This is a genomic window from Bartonella henselae str. Houston-1 (genome assembly GCF_000046705.1).
Taxonomy (GTDB): Bacteria; Pseudomonadota; Alphaproteobacteria; order Rhizobiales; family Rhizobiaceae; genus Bartonella; species Bartonella henselae.
This window is the reverse complement of record NC_005956.1, coordinates 1,552,992-1,577,500: the sequence shown is the minus strand read 5'-3', so window position 1 is coordinate 1,577,500 and position 24,509 is coordinate 1,552,992. Positions and strand designations below refer to the sequence as shown.

General features: G+C 38.4%; 15 protein-coding genes, 1 tRNA gene, 1 rRNA gene and 5 pseudogenes (1 of these 22 only partly in view). 7 read left to right on the top strand and 15 right to left on the bottom strand.

Annotated features, from left to right (window positions below; genetic code table 11):
* The 6 genes and pseudogenes from AYT27_RS09435 to AYT27_RS07000 form a co-directional block, all read right to left on the bottom strand.
* A protein-coding gene (locus AYT27_RS09435) for a DUF2087 domain-containing protein (RefSeq protein WP_223396394.1) crosses the window boundary here: on the bottom strand, positions 1–90 show its 5' portion. It extends 78 nt beyond the left edge of the window; 90 of the gene's 168 nt are visible here — the first part of the coding sequence; its start codon is at positions 88–90; the stop codon falls past the left edge of the window.
* Positions 91–363: 273 nt separating this feature from the next.
* Positions 364–561, bottom strand: coding sequence for a hypothetical protein (locus AYT27_RS09430; protein ID WP_034448018.1), 198 nt, complete (start codon positions 559–561; stop codon positions 364–366).
* The gene (locus AYT27_RS09425; RefSeq protein WP_223396391.1) at positions 548–715 is read right to left on the bottom strand and encodes a hypothetical protein; all 168 of its coding nucleotides are present in this window, start codon (positions 713–715) and stop codon (positions 548–550) included. The genes AYT27_RS09430 and AYT27_RS09425 overlap by 14 nt, the downstream gene beginning before the upstream one ends.
* A 38-nt stretch (positions 716–753) precedes the next feature.
* Positions 754–1,158 (bottom strand): hypothetical protein, encoded by a 405-nt coding sequence (locus tag AYT27_RS09420; RefSeq protein ID WP_034448014.1) that lies wholly within the window; start codon positions 1,156–1,158, stop codon positions 754–756.
* Between the two features lie 92 nt (positions 1,159–1,250).
* Positions 1,251–2,384: pseudogene (locus AYT27_RS07010) on the bottom strand (MFS transporter); the annotation flags it as partial.
* Positions 2,385–3,645: 1,261 nt separating this feature from the next.
* Positions 3,646–4,734: a DUF3792 family protein gene (locus AYT27_RS07000; protein ID WP_011181084.1), complete on the bottom strand. Its 1,089-nt coding sequence runs from the start codon at positions 4,732–4,734 to the stop codon at positions 3,646–3,648.
* A 569-nt stretch (positions 4,735–5,303) separates the two neighbouring features.
* Here AYT27_RS07000 and rrf point away from each other — a divergent pair.
* Together rrf and AYT27_RS06990 are read left to right on the top strand one after the other, a co-directional pair.
* Positions 5,304–5,418: ribosomal RNA gene (rrf, locus tag AYT27_RS06995) — 5S ribosomal RNA — on the top strand.
* A 106-nt stretch (positions 5,419–5,524) separates the two neighbouring features.
* Positions 5,525–5,601, top strand: a tRNA-Met gene (locus AYT27_RS06990).
* Between the two features lie 1,110 nt (positions 5,602–6,711).
* Here AYT27_RS06990 and AYT27_RS09415 read toward each other — a convergent pair.
* The 6 genes and pseudogenes from AYT27_RS09415 to AYT27_RS06970 form a co-directional block, all read right to left on the bottom strand.
* Entirely contained in the window at positions 6,712–6,879 is a 168-nt protein-coding gene (locus tag AYT27_RS09415) for a DUF2087 domain-containing protein (RefSeq protein ID WP_223396394.1), read from the bottom strand.
* A 273-nt stretch (positions 6,880–7,152) separates the two neighbouring features.
* Positions 7,153–7,350 (bottom strand): hypothetical protein, encoded by a 198-nt coding sequence (locus AYT27_RS09410; RefSeq protein ID WP_034448018.1) that lies wholly within the window; start codon positions 7,348–7,350, stop codon positions 7,153–7,155.
* Entirely contained in the window at positions 7,337–7,504 is a 168-nt protein-coding gene (locus AYT27_RS09405) for a hypothetical protein (protein ID WP_223396391.1), read from the bottom strand. The genes AYT27_RS09410 and AYT27_RS09405 overlap by 14 nt, the downstream gene beginning before the upstream one ends.
* 38 nt (positions 7,505–7,542) lie before the next feature.
* Positions 7,543–7,947 carry a hypothetical protein gene (locus AYT27_RS09400; protein WP_034448014.1) on the bottom strand — a complete coding sequence of 135 codons (405 nt, stop codon included), beginning with the start codon at positions 7,945–7,947 and terminating at the stop codon, positions 7,543–7,545.
* A gap of 92 nt (positions 7,948–8,039) precedes the next feature.
* Positions 8,040–9,173 (bottom strand): annotated as a pseudogene (locus AYT27_RS06980) (MFS transporter); the annotation flags it as partial.
* Positions 9,174–10,434: 1,261 nt separating this feature from the next.
* Positions 10,435–11,523, bottom strand: coding sequence for a DUF3792 family protein (locus AYT27_RS06970; protein WP_011181084.1), 1,089 nt, complete (start codon positions 11,521–11,523; stop codon positions 10,435–10,437).
* 431 nt (positions 11,524–11,954) lie between these two features.
* Here AYT27_RS06970 and pyrF point away from each other — a divergent pair, with 431 nt between their 5' ends.
* Positions 11,955–12,800 carry an orotidine-5'-phosphate decarboxylase gene (gene pyrF / locus AYT27_RS06965; protein ID WP_011181159.1) on the top strand — a complete coding sequence of 282 codons (846 nt, stop codon included), beginning with the start codon at positions 11,955–11,957 and terminating at the stop codon, positions 12,798–12,800.
* A 141-nt stretch (positions 12,801–12,941) separates the two neighbouring features.
* On the opposite strand, the pseudogene AYT27_RS09395 reads toward pyrF, so the two are convergent.
* Positions 12,942–13,489, bottom strand: a pseudogene (locus AYT27_RS09395) (integrase); the annotation flags it as partial.
* A 1,714-nt stretch (positions 13,490–15,203) separates the two neighbouring features.
* On the opposite strand from AYT27_RS09395, the gene hisS reads away from it, so the two are divergent.
* Positions 15,204–16,691 carry a histidine--tRNA ligase gene (gene hisS, locus AYT27_RS06955; RefSeq protein ID WP_011181157.1) on the top strand — a complete coding sequence of 496 codons (1,488 nt, stop codon included), beginning with the start codon at positions 15,204–15,206 and terminating at the stop codon, positions 16,689–16,691.
* A gap of 225 nt (positions 16,692–16,916) precedes the next feature.
* On the opposite strand, the pseudogene AYT27_RS09390 reads toward hisS, so the two are convergent.
* Positions 16,917–17,460, bottom strand: a pseudogene (locus tag AYT27_RS09390) (integrase); the annotation flags it as partial.
* An 888-nt stretch (positions 17,461–18,348) separates the two neighbouring features.
* On the opposite strand from AYT27_RS09390, the pseudogene AYT27_RS06945 reads away from it, so the two are divergent.
* Positions 18,349–18,764, top strand: a pseudogene (locus tag AYT27_RS06945) (helix-turn-helix domain-containing protein).
* A 1,438-nt stretch (positions 18,765–20,202) separates the two neighbouring features.
* The gene (locus tag AYT27_RS09380; protein WP_223396399.1) at positions 20,203–20,421 is read left to right on the top strand and encodes a hypothetical protein; all 219 of its coding nucleotides are present in this window, start codon (positions 20,203–20,205) and stop codon (positions 20,419–20,421) included.
* Positions 20,422–21,136: 715 nt separating this feature from the next.
* Here the strand turns inward: AYT27_RS09380 and AYT27_RS06930 are convergent.
* Positions 21,137–21,661, bottom strand: a complete 525-nt coding sequence (locus tag AYT27_RS06930) for a peroxiredoxin (protein WP_011181155.1) — start codon at positions 21,659–21,661, stop codon at positions 21,137–21,139.
* A 200-nt stretch (positions 21,662–21,861) separates the two neighbouring features.
* Here AYT27_RS06930 and AYT27_RS06925 point away from each other — a divergent pair, with 200 nt between their 5' ends.
* Entirely contained in the window at positions 21,862–23,490 is a 1,629-nt protein-coding gene (locus AYT27_RS06925) for an alpha-D-glucose phosphate-specific phosphoglucomutase (RefSeq protein WP_011181154.1), read from the top strand.
* The last annotated feature ends 1,019 nt before the right edge of the window (positions 23,491–24,509 follow it).

Here is a 24,509-nt window from a genome sequence, read left to right as displayed (position 1 = left end):
ATCTACCGTAAAGAGGTTGCATATCTTGAAGACTTCCGTTTCGCTATAGATTTTTTCCCTTTGAAAGGCTTGGACAATTTTTTGCAGCATTTCTTCTGTTTCTAAGTGTCGGTCACTTAAATTTTCTCTCTCCCGCTCATTTGTATCTTCTAGTGCTTTCCAGAGTGTTCTTTCCGCTTGAAATCCTTCTTTGGTGCTTTGAATAAGACTAAGATTTAAAAGACGATTGATGGATTTGTGAATTTGGCATCACAATCGACATGTTTGAGGATATCAGAAAGATTTCTCGCGCCAAGGATAATGGCTGGCATAAACAGTGCGAAGTGTCTATGAGGTCATGGCAGAGATCAGTGAATTACGGGTCTATCGTTTGTGAAGGGCTTCTTTTCCCATGGGTAAAAGATCATTGCGAATGGGCAGTTCATTGATTTCTATGAGTTCTGCTTGTAGTGATTGTGCGCGTACAATTTGTTCGGCAGGGGTGTGTTTGCGAATGATACCAAGACCACTTTGGCGATATTTGTGGTTTTCGGTGAGGGTTAAAGCCTCATAGGAGCCCATCAAGTCGGTAGAGAGTTTCTTCCCAAAAAGGGGTTCTGACACGGCGAACCCGTTGAGCTCCATCAAGAGCAACGGTTATTGTCATTGTTGGTTCATGAAGACAGAGATAACCATGAGCGGTAATATGTTCCCAAAGTGTGGTAACAAATTGCACATCATTTGCGGGCGTTCCAGCATCAATCCAAGCAAAATCTATTGGTCCCCAAGATTTGAGCGTTTCATCATCAAGAGAGAAGAAATATGGATAAATGTTACCATGTCTTTTTCAATGCTGTTGTCTTGGAGTGGTTTTTGCCATGCTTGTTCGGCGGATTGACCTTCTGCTGAAAAATCATCGATGGTGATCAATCGTGGTTGATAATTCTCAAGGACTCCTGAAGGGTCAAGAAAAGCTGTACGTTCTTCAAAAGTGGTAGATCTTAAAAGTTTTTTATCCTGTTGCCATGCTTGTTTTGCTTTTTGCAGTGCTGTAGCAATCAAGCATGTGCTATCCCCCGCACCGATTTCAAGGACTGTGCGCGGTTTTGCCATTTGAATGAGCGTGTAAAGAAGCTCAATACTGTTTTTTGTTCCCATACCAGGTTGTATCAGGGGCATCTTTTGATCCTTATCATTTTATCAATCGCAGCATCCCTGTTTTGACAAAAAACGCAGTTGTCTGTTCTATGGGGTGTTGAAGATGCATTCCTTTTTTTGCATAGTACTCTGTTCAAGATAAAACTTAATATGCCTGTGATCATGGTCGCGATACCAATGATAAACAGCGTGCTTTGGGTATGATGCACATGGACAAAATCCGCACTGATAAAACCAATGCACACTGATGTTTGTATGATGAAAAGATAAGCGGGCATTTGGCTGTTTCGCTGTTTTTTTCTGGATGGCTTTCATCATAAAACTTGTTATCAGTGCATTTTGCACACCGTTTGTACCCCCCAAGGATAAAAAAGGAAAGCATCATCAGCCACACAATGTGTGTGAGGGAAAAGCGGAAAATGCTAAAGCCGATTATTGCCACGGCTAGTGATGTTCCAGCAGCATTGCCAAAATGGTGGAAAAGACTAGAGAAACAGAGTCGACCAACCATGAGGCCAAGACTTATCATGCTTGTGATTCCATAGGTTTCTGCACTTAAATGCAGCTCGGTGCGGATGCGGACAATCGATAATACGTTGAGAGCAGAGGTGAGGATAATGGTGATGATGAGGAGGTAAGAGCATAGACGACATGTTTTTTACGCAAGAATCCCACTACATCTAATCCCTTTTTGATTTGCTGCGCTGTGTTTGTCGTTTGTGCATGAAGTTTTAAATTTTTAAAATAGTAGATGGTGATAAAGGCTCTGCATAGAGAACCATTATCGAAAACAGGAACAATCCTTTTTGTCCGTTTGATAGACCATACAATACACCGCCTAACAGTGGTCCGGCAATATAACCAAGATTACGGACTGTTTGGGTAATACGGTTTCATTGGTGATCATTATTTGCGAAGTCAGGTACAGCAACAAGAATTGCAGACCAAAAGAGTGAACCAGCACAGCCCAGTGTGAAAGAAAGGGTAATATAAAGCCAAAACTGGTTGACGACTACGGCTGTGGTTATGCATATTGCTTGAAATAATAGAATAATAGGCACTGTTCGTGCTGGCTGGAAGTGATGCAAAAAATGTGGGGCAAGGGGTCCTGCACAAATTCCTCCTATAAGCCCTGCAAAAAGCAGCTCTAAAATAGAGGCAGTACTCTTTGCTCAGTGTAAAGCAAATGTCATTTGAGCCGTTTTATCGGCAAAACCACTTAAGCCCAAAACGAGAAAAAGTCCCATTTAGGCGAAAATCATGGATTTTTTCTTTGTCACAATGCTCCCCAACATGCTAAAGCTTTTACGGCTTTTAAAATTTCCTCCTGCGCATATCTATAGGATTTATCATTTAATTTTGCTCTGTCTAGTTTTTTCCTGATGAAAGTTGGGAAAGGAATCCCTCTAAATGAGAGCTCTATTCAAAACAAGTGCAATGCCCATTTGCAGCGATGAGGAGTTCTTTATTTCGAAGAAGGGGGCCTATTGAAATTTTGTGAGTGGCTGAAGAATGATTTCACTCTCAATTTTAGTAAGTAATATTAAGAGGGGGAGCGATGTATAAACCCAAATTTGAATATCGCTACGCTATACGTCTTTAGAAACTACCTAACGTTGTTTCGATGTTTCTAACAATAAACTCGATAAGATTTTCTGCTTCATTTAAGTAAAATATCATATGTCATCTTCCTTATAGTTTGTCATAATCAGTGGAGGTTTCAGGTAATATCACCGAGAGGAATCTTTTATGAAATTTATTTTTTGTCAAATGTCATTTCGATTGAGAAGATCCTTGATCTCATCTCTTATACTTACATGCTTGTTTTGTTCGAGATATTTTTGAAAAAAAATCAAAAATAGTGTTTATTCTTCGCAATAATAATAAGAAAAAATAAAGTGATTTTTTCTTTTTCTTGAAAAAATAGAGTGAAGAGTTCTAAACGTTTCTCCTAAAGAAATAGTTTGAATAATGAATCATAGAGGAAATAAAAAATTCTGATTTTTTATGGCTTTATAGGTTTCATGTTTTTCTCAAATATAGATTTTTCATTTTTTAGATTATTATGCATATATAAATGTGCTTTCGTCATTATATGCTGTTTTTAAGCTTAGATTTTCAAGAAGGTCTGTTGATTATGTAAGTTGGGTAAAGCCTGTTTTTTTACAGGCTAGTGAGGGGGGAATGCATTTGTGCGATAGTTTGTTTATATGGATATGGAAATTTGGTATGATCATTGAAATGGAATGTCATAACAGTATCGCGTGATTGCGCAAGTGTTTTACAAGGCCCAATGATCGCGCTAATAAATAGGCTCTAATTGGTGATAGGAAAGGTGTGAAAATAACAACAGATTGGTGAGGGGGCAATGTTTTTTCCGTATGAGGATTTTTGAGTGATCTTATGGTATGTTATTGCATACAATAAAGCCATCAAGAAAATTGGCAAAAAAAAGCTGCACAGACTGTACAGCTTTTTATCACTTTCATACTTTGTGAGGAAAAGCTTTTAGAACATAAAAGAAGCCTTACGGATTCTGTAGCCATAATAACCAAAAACACTGGAAATCATAGCACCAATCAGGCTGCCTAAAAAGCCCCACCATCCCATGTGGGATGCTGTTTTCGTGGCTTTTTCGGCGGTATTTTTTGCTCCCTTCATGGCTTTCTCAAGATTATCAGAGAGCGTTTCAGCTTGTTCTTCAAGTGCTTTTAACGCTTTTTCGGTTTTTTCCTCTGCTGTTTTGTAAACATGAAGCGCATTGTTGGCTGCTGTTTGTGCATCCGTGCGTGTCATGCCATTGTTCATAAGGCTTTTGATGATATCGCTTTTATCAATCTTTGCCGTAATGGCTTCTATACGATCAGAAAGGCGCTCACCAAGATCTTTTAAATATGTGCGATAGTGAGATGGATCATTTTTGAAAGCTGTTATTGCCTCCCCAATATCCTTGAGAGCTGCTTGATAGGATGTTTTTAAGCGATCAGGATTGAGAGCAGGGATGTCGCTTTTGTTGAGAAGTGCGCGTAATTCATTGCCCAGTTTATCAAAATCAACGCCATTGTCTTTTGTCTTACGCAAAAACTGTTCAAAGCTCTCGCCATCGAATTTTGAAAAAAGGGGAGAAAAATTTGTTTTGAGGCTGTCTATGGTTTGTCCAATTGCTGAGCTATTTTCTACCGCAGCTTGAGCGCCTAGTTTTGCTGTACTTGAAACCACATGGATGGTTTGCAAGGTCATGAGAAGGGTTAAGAGAGCCCAGGTAAGAAAGCCATGAAGAGCGCCTGACGATTCTGCAAAACGTCCGGCAATAAAACCTCCCAAAGCAAGGCTGATCAGTGTAACGATAAGAGATCCTATGCCAAAGGAGCGTAACGAACCTTCAAAAGGGGTGGAAGACGTGAAATCCATTTGATTGAAGCCTAAGGCTGCAACGAGAAAAGAGAGACAGATCGAGGTGGCTAGAGCTGTCACCAGGCCGGCAAAAATTGCCGACCATGAAATCGGCGTATGAAAGAGGGGATACTGTTCCTCTACAGATGTTTTGCCTAGAAAATGGGTATCAAAGGCTGTGTCTTCAGGTATGCGGGTTTCCATGTGTTTATCTCCTTGAATGATGCTGGAGATACAATGCTTCCTGAACCATTATGTTCCAAAAGAGACAAATTTGTGCCCAAAATAGACGCAAAATACCAAAAATAAACACTGATTATCCTCCCTGAAATTATTATCTTGGGATTATAATACCCCAATGATAAAAGGTCTTGTGGTAAAATCTCAACCTAAAATAACTTTATCAAAAATGTTCGTGCTAAAAAAATAAGCTAGCTAAAATAAAAAAACAGAAGGGATATTTGTGCATTACGAAGCTATCTTATAAAGTGATATGGCTTGTTTTGTTCGTATTCTGTCATGAAATTTGAAAATATTTTCTTTTTTATGAAAACCATGTTACCGGTCATTTTGATAGGAAACAAGTATTCCCTGAGAACCGTGGTAGACTACCACGTTGATAGGTCAGGTGTGGAAGTGTGGTAACACATGAAGCTTACTGATACTAATCGTTCAATCGACTTGATCGTTCCCATTTCCTATAGTCATTCCCACAAAAAAATAAATAAAAGCAAAAAAGAATAGCTTCTCAAATTCCCTATGCATTTCGCTGACTTGGTGGTTATGGCGGAGTGAACGCACCCGATCCCATCCCGAACTCGGCCGTGAAACGCTCCAGCGCTGATGGTACTTTGCCTTAAGGCACGGGAGAGTAAGTCGCTGCCAGGTCTGCTAAATGCATAGAGAAAAACACAATCTTTAAAAGAATAAAAAAATCAATATAACAATTAAGCGTAGACAAAAAATTACGCTTATTTTATTTTATTCCCTATAGCGCGGGGTGGAGCAGCCCGGTAGCTCGTCAGGCTCATAACCTGAAGGCCGCAGGTTCAAATCCTGCCCCCGCAACCAAAAATCACATCAAACAAGTATCTCGCTCACAACCACATTCCCCTATTCACACCCTGCTTTGCACGTAAAAAGCTGCTATGATCGCAGATAAAAACAAAGTGGCAGAGTAAGCGCACCTGAAGCTATGGTTCTTGGGGGAGGGGATAATCGGAAGTCTTCTTGCGTAAAGAGAAAACCCTCAAAAATATAGGGAATGCCATTATGATGATTTGAGCACAAAGCTCTTCATCTTCCTTCAAATCAATGTCATACAACTCTCTCTCACCAAAGTACATCAAATAACAAATTCTTCTCTAAATCCTCTAACCTTCCTTCTATAAAAAAGAGGCTGTTTCCGATGATACATTAAATCTTTCTGCTGCGTTAACGAGATAGGAGAAATATAAAACTCCTTACAGGATTCTTGCTTCTCATCTTTTCGTTTCTATTTACATTAAATGATAGAACAGTCATAAAAGCTAAAAATAAGAGATCTATTTTTGCTTGGGAACATCGATACATAACTCACGCGTAGCTCTCCGCTCATGAAAGTGCAAGAAAAGGAAAAGGGGAAGCAGTGAAAAACGTAAAAGCCCCTTAAAATACTAAAGCTATAGTAAACTGGGGTCCTTCTTGGAAATCTTTCCCCTTAAAAAATAAAAGGGCACTCACTGTGTTTCAACTCTAGAATGGTCCATATAAATTATACTATAAAAAATTGCATTGCTTACTTTATGGGGAAAATGACTGAGATCGCTAACCATAATCACATTCCTTTTTTTGCATAGTGCTATTTAATATAAAACCTAACACACCTGTGATTATTGGGGTGATGCCGATGATAAGAGGGTGTATTGGGTGTAGAGCATACACATGTTTGTAGGATAAAAGAGAGGCGGGCATTTGATTGTGCTTCGCACGTAAAAAAAGAAAATGCTCATGTTTCCACAAGTATAAAATCCATTCTTTATTCTATCTTCATTGCAACAGTTTTGTGAAAAGTTCTGCAAAAATCATTTGTTTTTTTATGCCATTTGAAATGTAATCAGGGTAAAGCTTGCATCGAAAAAGATGATGATTTTATTTAAAGTTCCCTGCTTTTGAAATTATTCCCAAAAAAAATCGTATTTTTTAATGCACGCGTTGATGTTTGCCCCCATGGCGTTGTAAAAAGTCCCTCTCAACAAGGGTACGCCGTAATCTAGCAAAATCTACCGTAAAGAGGTTGCATATCTTGAAGACTTCCGTTTCGCTATAGATTTTTTCCCTTTGAAAGGCTTGGACAATTTTTTGCAGCATTTCTTCTGTTTCTAAGTGTCGGTCACTTAAATTTTCTCTCTCCCGCTCATTTGTATCTTCTAGTGCTTTCCAGAGTGTTCTTTCCGCTTGAAATCCTTCTTTGGTGCTTTGAATAAGACTAAGATTTAAAAGACGATTGATGGATTTGTGAATTTGGCATCACAATCGACATGTTTGAGGATATCAGAAAGATTTCTCGCGCCAAGGATAATGGCTGGCATAAACAGTGCGAAGTGTCTATGAGGTCATGGCAGAGATCAGTGAATTACGGGTCTATCGTTTGTGAAGGGCTTCTTTTCCCATGGGTAAAAGATCATTGCGAATGGGCAGTTCATTGATTTCTATGAGTTCTGCTTGTAGTGATTGTGCGCGTACAATTTGTTCGGCAGGGGTGTGTTTGCGAATGATACCAAGACCACTTTGGCGATATTTGTGGTTTTCGGTGAGGGTTAAAGCCTCATAGGAGCCCATCAAGTCGGTAGAGAGTTTCTTCCCAAAAAGGGGTTCTGACACGGCGAACCCGTTGAGCTCCATCAAGAGCAACGGTTATTGTCATTGTTGGTTCATGAAGACAGAGATAACCATGAGCGGTAATATGTTCCCAAAGTGTGGTAACAAATTGCACATCATTTGCGGGCGTTCCAGCATCAATCCAAGCAAAATCTATTGGTCCCCAAGATTTGAGCGTTTCATCATCAAGAGAGAAGAAATATGGATAAATGTTACCATGTCTTTTTCAATGCTGTTGTCTTGGAGTGGTTTTTGCCATGCTTGTTCGGCGGATTGACCTTCTGCTGAAAAATCATCGATGGTGATCAATCGTGGTTGATAATTCTCAAGGACTCCTGAAGGGTCAAGAAAAGCTGTACGTTCTTCAAAAGTGGTAGATCTTAAAAGTTTTTTATCCTGTTGCCATGCTTGTTTTGCTTTTTGCAGTGCTGTAGCAATCAAGCATGTGCTATCCCCCGCACCGATTTCAAGGACTGTGCGCGGTTTTGCCATTTGAATGAGCGTGTAAAGAAGCTCAATACTGTTTTTTGTTCCCATACCAGGTTGTATCAGGGGCATCTTTTGATCCTTATCATTTTATCAATCGCAGCATCCCTGTTTTGACAAAAAACGCAGTTGTCTGTTCTATGGGGTGTTGAAGATGCATTCCTTTTTTTGCATAGTACTCTGTTCAAGATAAAACTTAATATGCCTGTGATCATGGTCGCGATACCAATGATAAACAGCGTGCTTTGGGTATGATGCACATGGACAAAATCCGCACTGATAAAACCAATGCACACTGATGTTTGTATGATGAAAAGATAAGCGGGCATTTGGCTGTTTCGCTGTTTTTTTCTGGATGGCTTTCATCATAAAACTTGTTATCAGTGCATTTTGCACACCGTTTGTACCCCCCAAGGATAAAAAAGGAAAGCATCATCAGCCACACAATGTGTGTGAGGGAAAAGCGGAAAATGCTAAAGCCGATTATTGCCACGGCTAGTGATGTTCCAGCAGCATTGCCAAAATGGTGGAAAAGACTAGAGAAACAGAGTCGACCAACCATGAGGCCAAGACTTATCATGCTTGTGATTCCATAGGTTTCTGCACTTAAATGCAGCTCGGTGCGGATGCGGACAATCGATAATACGTTGAGAGCAGAGGTGAGGATAATGGTGATGATGAGGAGGTAAGAGCATAGACGACATGTTTTTTACGCAAGAATCCCACTACATCTAATCCCTTTTTGATTTGCTGCGCTGTGTTTGTCGTTTGTGCATGAAGTTTTAAATTTTTAAAATAGTAGATGGTGATAAAGGCTCTGCATAGAGAACCATTATCGAAAACAGGAACAATCCTTTTTGTCCGTTTGATAGACCATACAATACACCGCCTAACAGTGGTCCGGCAATATAACCAAGATTACGGACTGTTTGGGTAATACGGTTTCATTGGTGATCATTATTTGCGAAGTCAGGTACAGCAACAAGAATTGCAGACCAAAAGAGTGAACCAGCACAGCCCAGTGTGAAAGAAAGGGTAATATAAAGCCAAAACTGGTTGACGACTACGGCTGTGGTTATGCATATTGCTTGAAATAATAGAATAATAGGCACTGTTCGTGCTGGCTGGAAGTGATGCAAAAAATGTGGGGCAAGGGGTCCTGCACAAATTCCTCCTATAAGCCCTGCAAAAAGCAGCTCTAAAATAGAGGCAGTACTCTTTGCTCAGTGTAAAGCAAATGTCATTTGAGCCGTTTTATCGGCAAAACCACTTAAGCCCAAAACGAGAAAAAGTCCCATTTAGGCGAAAATCATGGATTTTTTCTTTGTCACAATGCTCCCCAACATGCTAAAGCTTTTACGGCTTTTAAAATTTCCTCCTGCGCATATCTATAGGATTTATCATTTAATTTTGCTCTGTCTAGTTTTTTCCTGATGAAAGTTGGGAAAGGAATCCCTCTAAATGAGAGCTCTATTCAAAACAAGTGCAATGCCCATTTGCAGCGATGAGGAGTTCTTTATTTCGAAGAAGGGGGCCTATTGAAATTTTGTGAGTGGCTGAAGAATGATTTCACTCTCAATTTTAGTAAGTAATATTAAGAGGGGGAGCGATGTATAAACCCAAATTTGAATATCGCTACGCTATACGTCTTTAGAAACTACCTAACGTTGTTTCGATGTTTCTAACAATAAACTCGATAAGATTTTCTGCTTCATTTAAGTAAAATATCATATGTCATCTTCCTTATAGTTTGTCATAATCAGTGGAGGTTTCAGGTAATATCACCGAGAGGAATCTTTTATGAAATTTATTTTTTGTCAAATGTCATTTCGATTGAGAAGATCCTTGATCTCATCTCTTATACTTACATGCTTGTTTTGTTCGAGATATTTTTGAAAAAAAATCAAAAATAGTGTTTATTCTTCGCAATAATAATAAGAAAAAATAAAGTGATTTTTTCTTTTTCTTGAAAAAATAGAGTGAAGAGTTCTAAACGTTTCTCCTAAAGAAATAGTTTGAATAATGAATCATAGAGGAAATAAAAAATTCTGATTTTTTATGGCTTTATAGGTTTCATGTTTTTCTCAAATATAGATTTTTCATTTTTTAGATTATTATGCATATATAAATGTGCTTTCGTCATTATATGCTGTTTTTAAGCTTAGATTTTCAAGAAGGTCTGTTGATTATGTAAGTTGGGTAAAGCCTGTTTTTTTACAGGCTAGTGAGGGGGGAATGCATTTGTGCGATAGTTTGTTTATATGGATATGGAAATTTGGTATGATCATTGAAATGGAATGTCATAACAGTATCGCGTGATTGCGCAAGTGTTTTACAAGGCCCAATGATCGCGCTAATAAATAGGCTCTAATTGGTGATAGGAAAGGTGTGAAAATAACAACAGATTGGTGAGGGGGCAATGTTTTTTCCGTATGAGGATTTTTGAGTGATCTTATGGTATGTTATTGCATACAATAAAGCCATCAAGAAAATTGGCAAAAAAAAGCTGCACAGACTGTACAGCTTTTTATCACTTTCATACTTTGTGAGGAAAAGCTTTTAGAACATAAAAGAAGCCTTACGGATTCTGTAGCCATAATAACCAAAAACACTGGAAATCATAGCACCAATCAGGCTGCCTAAAAAGCCCCACCATCCCATGTGGGATGCTGTTTTCGTGGCTTTTTCGGCGGTATTTTTTGCTCCCTTCATGGCTTTCTCAAGATTATCAGAGAGCGTTTCAGCTTGTTCTTCAAGTGCTTTTAACGCTTTTTCGGTTTTTTCCTCTGCTGTTTTGTAAACATGAAGCGCATTGTTGGCTGCTGTTTGTGCATCCGTGCGTGTCATGCCATTGTTCATAAGGCTTTTGATGATATCGCTTTTATCAATCTTTGCCGTAATGGCTTCTATACGATCAGAAAGGCGCTCACCAAGATCTTTTAAATATGTGCGATAGTGAGATGGATCATTTTTGAAAGCTGTTATTGCCTCCCCAATATCCTTGAGAGCTGCTTGATAGGATGTTTTTAAGCGATCAGGATTGAGAGCAGGGATGTCGCTTTTGTTGAGAAGTGCGCGTAATTCATTGCCCAGTTTATCAAAATCAACGCCATTGTCTTTTGTCTTACGCAAAAACTGTTCAAAGCTCTCGCCATCGAATTTTGAAAAAAGGGGAGAAAAATTTGTTTTGAGGCTGTCTATGGTTTGTCCAATTGCTGAGCTATTTTCTACCGCAGCTTGAGCGCCTAGTTTTGCTGTACTTGAAACCACATGGATGGTTTGCAAGGTCATGAGAAGGGTTAAGAGAGCCCAGGTAAGAAAGCCATGAAGAGCGCCTGACGATTCTGCAAAACGTCCGGCAATAAAACCTCCCAAAGCAAGGCTGATCAGTGTAACGATAAGAGATCCTATGCCAAAGGAGCGTAACGAACCTTCAAAAGGGGTGGAAGACGTGAAATCCATTTGATTGAAGCCTAAGGCTGCAACGAGAAAAGAGAGACAGATCGAGGTGGCTAGAGCTGTCACCAGGCCGGCAAAAATTGCCGACCATGAAATCGGCGTATGAAAGAGGGGATACTGTTCCTCTACAGATGTTTTGCCTAGAAAATGGGTATCAAAGGCTGTGTCTTCAGGTATGCGGGTTTCCATGTGTTTATCTCCTTGAATGATGCTGGAGATACAATGCTTCCTGAACCATTATGTTCCAAAAGAGACAAATTTGTGCCCAAAATAGACGCAAAATACCAAAAATAAACACTGATTATCCTCCCTGAAATTATTATCTTGGGATTATAATACCCCAATGATAAAAGGTCTTGTGGTAAAATCTCAACCTAAAATAACTTTATCAAAAATGTTCGTGCTAAAAAAATAAGCTAGCTAAAATAAAAAAACAGAAGGGATATTTGTGCATTACGAAGCTATCTTATAAAGTGATATGGCTTGTTTTGTTCGTATTCTGTCATGAAATTTGAAAATATTTTCTTTTTTATGAAAACCATGTTACCGGTCATTTTGATAAATGTATTTCTTTTTGGTTGTATTAGAAAGTTTAAAAAGACGCTTTATGAGGGTGTGGAATGTTTCATTCAACTTTTTTTAAAAATCGTAAAATCTACGGACCGCTTTGTATCGGTTTTGACCCTAGTCATAAAGTTTTACAATCATGGAATTTGAGCTGTGATTATAAAGGTCTCAAAGACTTTTGTGATATCCTGTTAACAGCGGTTGTGGGCAATGTGGGCATTATTAAACCGCAAGTCGCATTTTTTGAATTGTATGGTGTGGAAGGTCTTCAAGTTCTCAAAGAGCTTATTGAAAATGCACAGGAACAAGGTTTATTGGTAATCGCTGATGCAAAAAGGGGGGATATTGGGTCTACTGTTGAAGCTTATGGTCAAGCTTGGCTTGGTTCAAGCAGTGCGTTCAAAGCGGATGCGATAACTGCGAATGCTTTTCTTGGTTTTGATGCTCTTATCCCTTTGATAAAAATTGCAGAAGAAACAGGAACAGCAGTTTTTGTGGTTGTTCAATCCTCGAATCCGGAGGGAAAGCAAATGCGCAATGCGCTTATTGGTGATCAAACACTTTCTGTTCATTTGGCACAGCGTATTTGTGACTATAATAGCCAGTCTTTGGAAAAGAATTATTCTATTGGTCCCATTGGTGCGGTTGTTGGAGGAACACTCGGCAGTGAAGCAAAAGATACAATCAAACAGTTAAAAAATTGCTTGTTTCTTGTACCGGGTATTGGTGCTCAGGGAGGAACAATAACACAACTGACAAACCAGTTCCCTCAAAGTTTATGGCAGAATATTATTCCTTCTATTTCAAGGTCGATTACAGACGCTGGTTCCAATATTGTTGATTTAAAAACGCGCATCAATGACTTTGCTATGTGCGCTAAAAACGCGCTTATGTCTTGAGGACTTTTGTATAGGCACTCAATTGGCGAAGCTCTTAAGAGGAAGTTTTTATAAGAGTGCTTCTTTCAAAGAGTTAGCTTCGGCTTAGCCAAAATCAATCGTTGTTTTGTCTCTAAAGAAGCCTTTATGTGTCTTTCAGTTAAGATAAAGATTAAGATGGATAACGGTTTTCTCTGCTGTTGCAGTTTTTATATGCCAAATAGGAGCAAGGGTATTGCGTATCTTTGTTTGTGTCATTTTTGAAATGGGTATACAACCTAATTTGAGGAAAGTATAAAGTTGTAAAGGTGAAAACCAGTTCTCCCATTCTTGCCATCTCCTTTTAATTCTGCTGTATGGTTTTCAAAAGCACCCACGGCAACATCTTTTAAATAATGCGGAGTGTGCATTGCCTCACGCTTTTGTTTATTGCATTCTTTAATGGAGACAAGCCCTTAAACGTAAAACAGAACGCCATTGAGTTGCAGATTCACGTACTTGTTTTAAAAAAACATTTTTCAAGGCACCAAGCTCATTTCACGACGGAGTCTATGAAGGTAATGGGGCATTGTGTACCAACATCTTTACGCTTATAGAGGGGTAAGCCGGCACCATCATGTTTCTTTGCTAGCTCCCAATGTTGCTATAACCCTTGCACTGAGACGGTTTATAGAGGCATTTTTACTTTTTTCTTGTACAGTTTTACCCACACGCCAGCTCCATTTATGATGGGTAAGGGTGTAGTTTTGTTTGATTCAGCATACTCAGATTTAAAATGGAAGAATCTTACGATATTCGAGTCTCTCATTTAACATGAAAAACCTAATTTATCCTTATAAATCAATTTCTTATATATTTGATATTGGGAGAGAAGATAAAATACGTGAAAGAATGCTTAGGGAGGAAAATAAGCATTGGTGTTTTAAGAGGGAAAAAGAGAACGTGGTGATTATGGAAAACATGTTTAAGAGAAAAATTACTTCGATAGTAAATAAGTAAAAACAACACTCATAATGGGGATGTATGGGGCTTGTGCTTGAAAAGTAAGTTATTGATTTTTCTGTATAAAACATCAATATTGGTGCAATATTAGACAGTTTGATCTTGCATGTTTTTCTGTTGTGTGCACAAGTCACAAGTCACAAGTCACAAGTCACAAGTCACAAGTCACAAGTCACAAGTCACAAGTCACAAGTCACAAGTCACAAGTCACAAGTCACAAGTCACAAGTCACAAGTCACAAGTCACAAGTCACAAGTCACAAGTCACAAGTCACAAGTCACAAGTCACAAGTCACAAGTCACAAGTCACAAGTCACAAGTCACAAGTCACAAGTCACAAGTCACAAGTCACAAGTCACAAGTCACAAGTCACAAGTCACAAGTCACAAGTCACAAGTCACAAGTCACAAGTCACAAGTCACAAGTCACAAGTCACAAGTCACAAGTCACAAGTCACAAGTCACAAGTCACAAGTCACAAGTCACAAGTCACAAGTCACAAGTCACAAGTCACAAGTCACAAGTCACAAGTCACAAGTCACAAGTCACAAGTCACAAGTCACAAGTCACAAGTCACAAGTCACAAGTCACAAGTCACAAGTCACAAGTCACAAGTCACAAGTCACAAGTCACAAGTCACAAGTCACAAGTCACAAGTCACAAGTCACAAGTCACAAGTCACAAGTCACAAGTCACAAGTCACAAGTCACAAGTCACAAGTCACAAGTCACAAGTCACAAGTCACAAGTCACAAGTCACAAGTCACAAGTCACAAGTCACAAGTCACAAGTCACAAGTCACAAGTCACAAGTGATTGCATGCCAAAAAGAGGATGCATATGAGAACTATAGTCCTTTAAATGTAAGAGTTGTGGCAAAACGCGATGTTGCTAAAAATAAGAGGGTATTCGTCTCTGGTTTCTCTCATTTTTGATGAATGCGTGTAAAAAGATCAATACAGAGCTTACTCCATAATAAGTCAATATATTGATCTATAATCATAATTTTCCGTTATTCATACTTAATAAGAGTCTCGAATAACGTAAGATTTTCTCATTTCAAATCTGTGTATGCTGAATTAAACAATACCCTTGCACATCACAAGCGAGAGTAGCGTGTGGGTAAAAACTCTTAAAGACAGAAAAAAAATTTCTCTTCTCAACGCTCTCAAATGTAAAGGCTCTCACAACATTGGGGGCTGGCAAAGAGAATGATGGTGCAGCTTTGCTCCTTACATAATGCAAACTCTTTTATAGCTGATTATTCTAAAGGCGGTTGATATTCCCTTTGATAAAGCATAATCCGGTGTATGTGGCATTGAGGCATGTTGCCAAAGCACTCAGATTGATAAAGTCATTGCAGCGTTTGTTTCTATAAGATAAGACACATATTATCTGTGAACATAAATTGTTGCTAGAGAATAACATGTCATCGAAACAAGAAAAAACCAAAGCTCGTTTACCCCGTGGTTTTGTTGATCGCACAAGTGCACAATTATATGCAATCGAAGTTATGATTGCACAAATTCGTCAAGTTTATGAACTTTACGGTTTTGAAGCCCTGGAAACACCAATTTTTGAATATACCGATGTGTTAGGCAAGTTTTTACCTGATGAGGATAGGCCAAATGCTGGGGTTTTTTCTCTACAAGATGATGATGAACAGTGGATGTCTTTGCGTTATGATCTCACTGCACCTCTTGCCCGTTATTTTTCAGAAAATTTTGAAACTTTGCCAAAGCCTTATCGGAGTTATCGTCTAGGCTTTGTTTTTCGCAATGAAAAACCTGGACCGGGACGTTTTCGGCAATTTATGCAATTTGATGCTGATATTGTGGGAACGCCGACAGTTGCTGCAGATGCCGAAATTTGCATGATGGCAGCCGATAGTTTGCAAAAATTAGGATTTCAGCATCATGATTATGTCATTCGTTTGAATAACCGGAAAATTCTGGATGCTGTTTTGGAGAAAGTTGGCTTGGCGGGAAGTGAGCAGGCTCAAAGGCGCTTAACCGTTCTGAGAGCAATTGATAAACTTGATAAATTTGGTCTTGAAGGTGTACGTTTGCTTTTGGGAAAAGGGCGTTTGGATGAAAGTGGTGATTTCACAAAAGGCGCAGAGCTTAAGGACAAAGAGATTGATGGTATTCTTTCCTTGCTTACCATAGAGGTTGGAACTGCAGAGGAAACGTTTGACGCTCTTAGAAAAATCGTTGACCAGAGTGAGGAAGGGCTTGAAGGGGTTCGCGAACTTGAGGAGATGCAGGCAATTTTTGCTGAAAATGACACTCAAAACCGTATCAAAATTGATCCCTCAGTTGTGCGTGGATTGGAATATTATACGGGACCTGTTTTTGAGGCAGCATTGCTTTTTGATGTTCTCAATGATGATGGCCAAAAAGTTGTTTTTGGCTCCGTTGGTGGAGGCGGGCGCTATGATGGGTTGGTGGCACGCTTTCGTGGTGAAAATATTCCAGCAACAGGTTTCTCAATTGGTGTTTCACGCTTGATAGCTGCTTTGCAAAATCTTGGAAAATTGCCTGTAAAAGAAAAGACTGGGCCTGTTGTGGTGCTGATGATGGATAAAGAACCAGAAATTGTTGCACGCTATCAAAAAATGGTCATGCAGTTGCGTAGTGCGGGGATTCCTGCTGAACTCTATTTGGGGGCATCAGGGATGAAAGCACAGATGAAATACGCGGATCGCCGTCAGGCGCCTTGTGTGGTGATCCAAGGTTCTCAAGAGCGCGAGAGTGGAACAATACAGATCAAAGATTTGGTTGAAGGGGCACGTTTGTCTCATGAAATTAAGGATAATCAAACATGGCGTGAAAGCCGACCAGCGCAAGTGACGGTTGATGAAGAGCAATTGGTCAAAACGGTACAAGATATTTTGGCTGCTCAAAAACGGTAAGAGAACAGTTTTTAGACAAGAGATTGTTTAGTAGATTTCGGAAATTCTCAATTCAATTTTCAAAATCTGTATTTTGCTTGTGCAGATATGCTTACGGACAAGTTCAAGATTGCATCGTTTTTTAGTTGCGCAGTATAGGATGGAAATCCTTTTAAGTGGGAAAAAGGCGTTTTATTATTCCTAATAAAACACATGCTTTAGCTGTTGCTTGTCAATCAACATTTAACCTAGTGCAGCAGCATGTTTGAGATGCAGATCAATACGGTTCAGTGCTCTACGAACAGTTTCAGCTTTTGTATGCTAGATAGGAGTGAGCGTATTAAGTCTCTCTATTTTTGTAATTGTCTGAAATGGATATACAGCCTAAGTTGGGAAGAATATAAAGCCGTAAAGGTGAAAACCAGCTTCCATCTTTACACTCTCCTTTTAATTTGGCTTTATAACTTTCAAAAACATCTACGATACTGTCTTTTAAAAAGTGGAGTATGCGCATTGCCTCACGCTTTTGTTTCTCACGTTCTTTAATGGGAGCAGGCCCCTAGAACAGAACGCTATTGTGTTGTGTATTATTCACACACTTGTTTTAAAAAACATCTCTTAAAGCACCCAAGCCCATTTCACGATGGCGCTCGTAAAGAACCCATGAATAGGTATAACGGTAAAGCCATTGGATAGCACCCTCTTTACACTTATGAAGGAGAAAGCCGGCACCATCATTCTCTTTGTCAGCGCAAAATGTTGCACCAGCCTTTGCATTAAGACGGTTCATGAGAGGGCATTTTTATTTCTTTCTTTACGGATACCTACACGCCCACCCTATTTTTTATGTGCAAGCAAATAGTTTTGATTGCTTTACTATTATAAACAGCTTTGAAATGAGAAAAGCTTACGATATTTGAAGAACGAATTCAAGTTAAAAATAATAATTTATCTTTATAAATCAATATATTATCAAAATGTGAGATAGGTAACTCTCTTGTGAACACAATTTTCAATTTGATGAAGTTGAAACAAATAATATTATTGCAAATACAATTTTAGCAATCATCTAGAATAGAAAAATGATGAAATATTTTTTAATTTTTATCATCATATCTATACTCAATGCATTATCATTTTTTTATGGGGATGCCTTTTTAAGATGCCGTTTCAGTGCCATGAGAATCTCTCCCTAGAAAATCATGATTTCACAACCGCGTAACGTAAGAAGGATAAAATAAGCCATTTGGTTATTGGTTAAGGAGGTTGTTAGGCGCCTCATAGGGAGGGTCTTGACTTTAAGAATCGAGTCTTGTTCGCCTCCTCAATAAAAGCGGGTCGGATATCGTAATTTTAGAAAGCAGTTATTAACAGTTTAAGAAGCGACCACCTCTCTTCTTCAAAAATGATCCATTAAGAAAAGCTGTTTCAATTTTTTTAGCTTCTTTAAGACCAAGCATTGTAAATCCTCTGCAATTACTTTATGATTTAAAAGGTATTTTGGTCGCGTACGCAACGACCAATAGAGCCTTGAAAACCCGAAACCTCGATACATAAGAATGAACCCACTGATGTGGGTATTCCGAAATTCCGGGAGATTTTGCTATGTCCAGGTGCTACAAGCACTAAAAGCAAAATGCTGATTCGAGGTCAGTGTTTTCAAGCTCCCGGAATACCAATGCGAGGGCGCTCGCAACCGGTGGGGGAAATGCAAGCCAAAAATCTTCATCAAGCAAAAAATCTTTATAATGACATTTTCGTGGGCAAAAAAATTCGCTTTAGGCGAAAAATGCTGAAAATGTCTCAAAAAACATTGGCTGACCACTTGAGGGTAAGCTCCCAACAAATTCAAAAATATGAAACAGGATTAAATCGTGTGAGCGCGGGGTGTTTAAAGGAAATTGCTGATATCCTGAATGTTTCTATTGCCTTTTTTATGCCGATTTCTTAACACAACAAAAGCACCCCACCCAGCATGATGAAATCATCTCGAGCAGAGAGGAATACCTGCTTTTAAAAAGATTTCGAGTTCTCACCTCAGTAAAACAAAGAGCAATTTTACAATTAATCTCTGATCAGAATGAAAGTTTTTAAATTTATGCTCTAGGGTGCTATACTCTCTGCTCATAAGCATTCATGCGTCTTTTTTAAAAGGTAGCCTCTCTTCTTTAATGTGAATGCTTTTTAATTTTAGACGATGCGTACTTAAAGAGTGCTGTTTAGATGCTGGGTATCTTTTTACTTCCTCTCCACCCTAAAAGACAAAAGTTTCTACCACAACTGGTCTGTAAATAGCTCGACTTCTTGTTTAGCGGATTTCCCTTGGCTTCTACCCATGGGCTTCACTTCACAACGTTCTCCAGGCAAGTCATGCTCTGAATATTTACTACACTCGCCAATAAAAATACCACATGGCTAAATTTAATATCTTATATCATCGCTCTAAATAACAGTGTTTTACGGCATAACACAATAAAACACTTCATTGCAGAAAAGAAAAGCATGAAGAAAGAGCAAGATCTATTTGCATCAGCGATAAAGACGTAAAAAACCTAAAAAGGAAAAATCATATAAAAAACTGCAAGAAACAGCAAAATTATCTCAGAACCAGAAGAAGCATAAAAAATGGGCCATATAAACCCATTTCCTTTTATCTTTATGAAAGGATTTAAAAATGTCCATTCGACCATCAGGCGTTGGTGTGTCTTTCGTTTAAAATAAATTCTTTTGAGAGTGTGATAAGAGCATTTTAGTGAACCAAAATATAAGAGAAATTTGAGGTGGTTATATCATCACATTCAAAAAAATTGATTAGTCAATAGTTGATAAAAATATTGACAGTTCAAATGAGCTTATACGCTTTACCACATTCACGGTCGCTGTTATAAAATAGGCTTAGAAGCCTTGAGAAATGTTTCTTTAAAACAAGCATGTGAATTGGCAACACAATGGTGTTCTGTTTTGTATGAGGGATATGATTCTATTAAAGAGAACCCGATAAACAAAAATATGAAGTAATACATAGTCTTCATTATTTAAAAGACAGTGCGTGGATGCTTTTAAAAGCGGTGTCTTTGTACTCTCATTTGCTGGCATTAGATTCTCTGTATTTTCTTGTAGAAGCACAAAATTTAGCACGAGCAAAAGAGGAGAGAAGTCGAGAGTATTTTATTCTAGAAAACTTTTTTAAAGCTTCACAAAACAATAGAATAACTTTAATCAGACAATTTTTTACAGGAGGATATTTGGATAAATTGTAAGCTGTTAAAACAGTAACTAGTTGATAATATTTATTTTTTATAAACTCAACGTATTAATGGAGAAATACAATGGGGTAATACGATTTTACCGTGTTCTATGAAAGAACCTCTTTTATTCTTGAAAAACAGAGAATATTGGAAAATCATTTGCACTTTCTCTTTTAAACTTCAGATTTGCAGATCTCACCAAAATCACTGTCTCATGAACGTTCGAGAGGTGGCCTATGATTCTTTCTTGAGTTCTCATTTATTGTTTTGAAAAGCTTTTTGTTATGTTGTGGCAAGTGGGTAAAATGTTAGATGAGGATGATGTGAATTTATGGTTTAAGCAGAAAATATTGGATCATGGTATTCTCAATGAATTTTTGATCTGTAACTTTTTAACCGAAGAACCGCAATATCTTGATTTTGAAACTTTTAAAGAAAGTATTAATGAAGGAGAATGTAAAAAGATTGTAGCGAAGGAAACAAAAAAGATTGTTATTTCATAATTCTAGATATTGTCTGGTTTCCTGAATGTGATGAAAATTTTGCATTCAATGAGTCTGAAGAAACGAATGCAGTATTTGCGACAGAATACTCGAATAAACAACTACTGTAAAAGTTATTTTTTAAAAGAAATTAACTCTTAAAATGAATACTCTTAAAAAATAAAATTTAAGACAACTGGTTATCACAATTGCATCAAAGTTAATCCTCAGAGATATGTAGATTGAATTGTTATACGGAACCAGTTTTCAAGATGGTATTATTCTTTGCTGTTTTCGATGATAATAGATAAAAAATTGTTTTTGGATTTTAGAAGTAAACAGGCGCTATGATGAGCTGATAGGATGTTTTGGTGCTGAAAAATTTCAGCAACAGGTCTTTCAATAGTATTACACAGCTTGATAGTTGCTTTGCAAAAACTTTGAAAATTACTTGATCAATATTGATTCTTCAGAAATGTGTGGTGGATTATTATACGAAGCCGGTTTTTGAAATGGTGTTATTCTTTGCTGCTTTCGATGATGATGGATAAAAATTGTTTTTGGGTTTGTGTAAAGAAGTGGGGGCTATGATGAGCTGTCATGTTTTGGTGGTGAAGACATCGCGGCTTAACAGGTTTTGCAATTCAAAATTCGTAAAATAAAAACAGCACAAATTCCTTTGCGAAGAAAGTTGTGCCGTGAAGTTTTGTTTAAAATGCGTGTATTTGGTTGGAAATTAGCCTTTTAGGGTTTTTAAAACGTTTTGTGGTGAGGAGACTTCATAAGGATCTGTTGCGCAATTATCTGAAAAACCTTGTTCTTCAAACCAATGTTCAATGACACCATCATTGATCACAGCAGCATAGCGCCATGAGCGCATTCCAAAACCAACATTGTCTTTAGCAACCAGCATACCCATTTTTCGTGTGAATTCACCTGAGCCATCAGGGATTAATTTTACGTTTTTAATACCTTGTGCTTTTCCCCAAGCGTTCATGACAAAAGCATCATTGACGGAAAGGCAATAAATTTCATCAATGCCAACTTTTTTAAATTCATCATAGAGTTTTTCAAAATCAGGAAGCTGAAAGGTTGAGCAAGTAGGGGTAAAAGCTCCAGGAAGAGAAAAAAGAATAACTCGTTTCCCTTTAAAATATGCATCGCTGTTCACCTCTTGCCATCGATAAGGATTATCTCCACCAATTGATTCATCGCGTACACGTGTATGGAAAGTGGTGTTGGGAACTGTTTTTCTTATCATAATTATGCTCCTGTATTTTTTATGGGAATCGTGTTTTAAAAGTGATTTTCATCTTTAAAAACACATTGAAAAGGACGTCTTAAAGAGTCCCCTTTTTGGACAAGTTTGCAAATATTTCACTGCCGCGTCAAGTAGAATTAATAGTCGACTTTGGTGGAACTTCACTCTAAAATCGAGCAAAACATTATGAAGGTGCTTCCATGACTCTCATGACAGTTTTGACTAAGGCTTTTGATGATCAAAAACTTGGAACGTTTGGTTTGCGCAAAAAAGTGTCGGTTTTCCAACAGCCCCATTATGTTGAAAATTTTATTCAATCTCTTTTTAACAGCATTGGGTCTGTTGAGGGAAAACTGTTTATTCTTGGAGGAGATGGACGCTATTTTAACCGCAACCTTCTTCAAATTGTGTTGAAAATGGCCGCTGCTCATGGTGTTGCTTGTGTTAAAGTCGGAAAAGAGGGACTGCTCTCCACGCCAGCTGTCTCACATCTTATTCGTAAATATCATGCTTATGGTGGTATTATTCTCTCAGCAAGTCACAATCCTGGGGGAAGAGAGGGAGATTGTGGCATCAAGTACAATATTGCCAATGGTGGTCCTGCTCCCGCTTCTTTATGTGATGCTGTTTTTGCAGCATCTAAGCGTCTTTCTTCTTATCGGATTATGGAGGTACCAGATATTGATTTAGAAAGAGAAGGTACAACTTTTTTAGGACCCATGCAGATTGATATAATTGATCCTGTCGCCGATTATGTCGCTTTGATGCAGGAGATTTTTGATTTTGATTGTATTGCCAAGGCTGTTGCAGAAGGGCTCACTTTGCGTTTTGATGCATTGCATGCGGTAACAGGGCCTTATGCGCATGAAATTTTTGAAAAATGCTTAGGGTTTTCTGAAGGAACGGTGGTCAATGGCGTTCCTTTGCCAGATTTTGGAGGGAAGCCACCAGATCCCAATTTGCTTCATGCTAAGGCTCTTTATGATTTAGTGATGTCGGATCAAGGACCTGATCTTGGTGCTGCCTCTGATGGGGATGGAGATCGTAATCTCATTATGGGGCGTGGGCAATTTGTTACACCTTCTGATTCTCTTGCGATTATGGTTGATCATGCCCATCTGATTAAGGGGTATCGGCAGGGGATTGTGGGGATTGCTCGCTCCATGCCAACAGGGCGTGCGGCTGATTTGGTTGCTGAAAAAAAAGGATTAAACTTTTTTGAAACACCAACCGGGTGGAAGTTTTTTGGAACGCTTTTGGATGCTGGCTACGTGACCTTTTGTGGTGAAGAAAGCTTTGGTACAGGTTCTAATCATATCCGCGAAAAAGATGGTTTATGGGCTGTGTTATTTTGGTTGAATCTTTTAGCGGTGACAGGAAAAACTGTGGCACAAATTGTGCAGCAGCATTGGCGCACTTATGGGCGCTTTTACACTTTACGGTATGATTATGAAGAAGTAGAAACATGTAAAGCTTCCGCAATCATCAATGCATTACGTGCATATTTACCAAAACCAGGAAGCGAAATTGCGGGACTCTCTGTCGAAAAAGCAGACGATTTTACTTATCATGATCCTGTTGATCAAAGCATCAGTACTGGGCAGGGTGTGCGTATTTTTTTTAAAAATGGAGCACGACTCGTGGTACGCTTATCGGGGACAGGAACAGTAGGCGCTACCTTACGCCTTTATTTTGAGCAGTTTGAGGGCGATCCCCGTAAACATAATCAAGATCCACAAAAAGTGCTTCAGCCTGTACAACAGGCAGCCTTTCAATTATTAAACATAAAACAACATTTGAGGCGCACACAGCCTGATGTTATCACATAGAGAACGGTTTCACATTGTCTCTTTCTGGTAAAAAACATTAGTTTATAATGATAAATCATCATTTTTCAACTTTAATCAGAATTTCGAATACAGTAAGCTTCTCTTATCACAAGCACTTCTCAGATTGAATCAATTAAAAACACTTGTTTGCACGTCATAAGTGGAAGTAGCGTGTGGGTAAAAACTGTTAAGGACAAGAACTAAAGGGGTAAAAATGCTTCTTATGAATCGTCTCAAATATCAAGGGCTTGTCGCAACATTGGAAGTCTGGCAAAGAGTATGATGGTAAGCCGGGTTGTAGAGTCATATTTGCTGTTACAGATAGTTAATTTTTTCTCCCATGATGGGGGATTCTAAACCTTATTTTCTGGAAGGTTTCGTTCGCTTATAGAGAAGCGTTCACAATCTGATTTTCAAAAAAACAATATTCTATTTTTGGTAACAAGACCGTGAGTGTGAACACTGCGATGTTCTCATATAAACATAAGGAGCTATCCTGAGGAAGCAGACATTCTTTTATCTCTTGGGTATTTCTTGCAAATCAATCTTCTTTTGGGAATTCGGCTTACGGTTATAATCCTTACCAATCCTCAAATTTGAATGCTTTTGTGCGTAAAGTCGTGTCCTTTTTATGCATAAAAATTTCTTTAATTTTTTTAAACAGCGCTCGGTAAGATACGTTTCTTTAACGCTATAGCGTTATACGCAAATGAAAACTAAGCAGCTTATTTTTACGCTTCTTCGTTTCTTCGATTTTACGATTTTCAAAACTATCTAGAGCGATCTCTTTTAAAGAGTAGAAATTGCACATTGCTTTATGCTTTTGTTTTTCATGTATCTTATGGAGCATGTCCTTCACACAAAACAGAATCCCTAAAATAGAATGTTGTTGTATTGTTTATGAATGTGTTTGCTGTAAAAAACATGTCTTAATGCACTTAAACCTCTTTAATGGTGCCCTCCGTGAAGGGGGGTATAATAGTAAATCTATATTCTCAACTTTACGCTTATGAAAGACA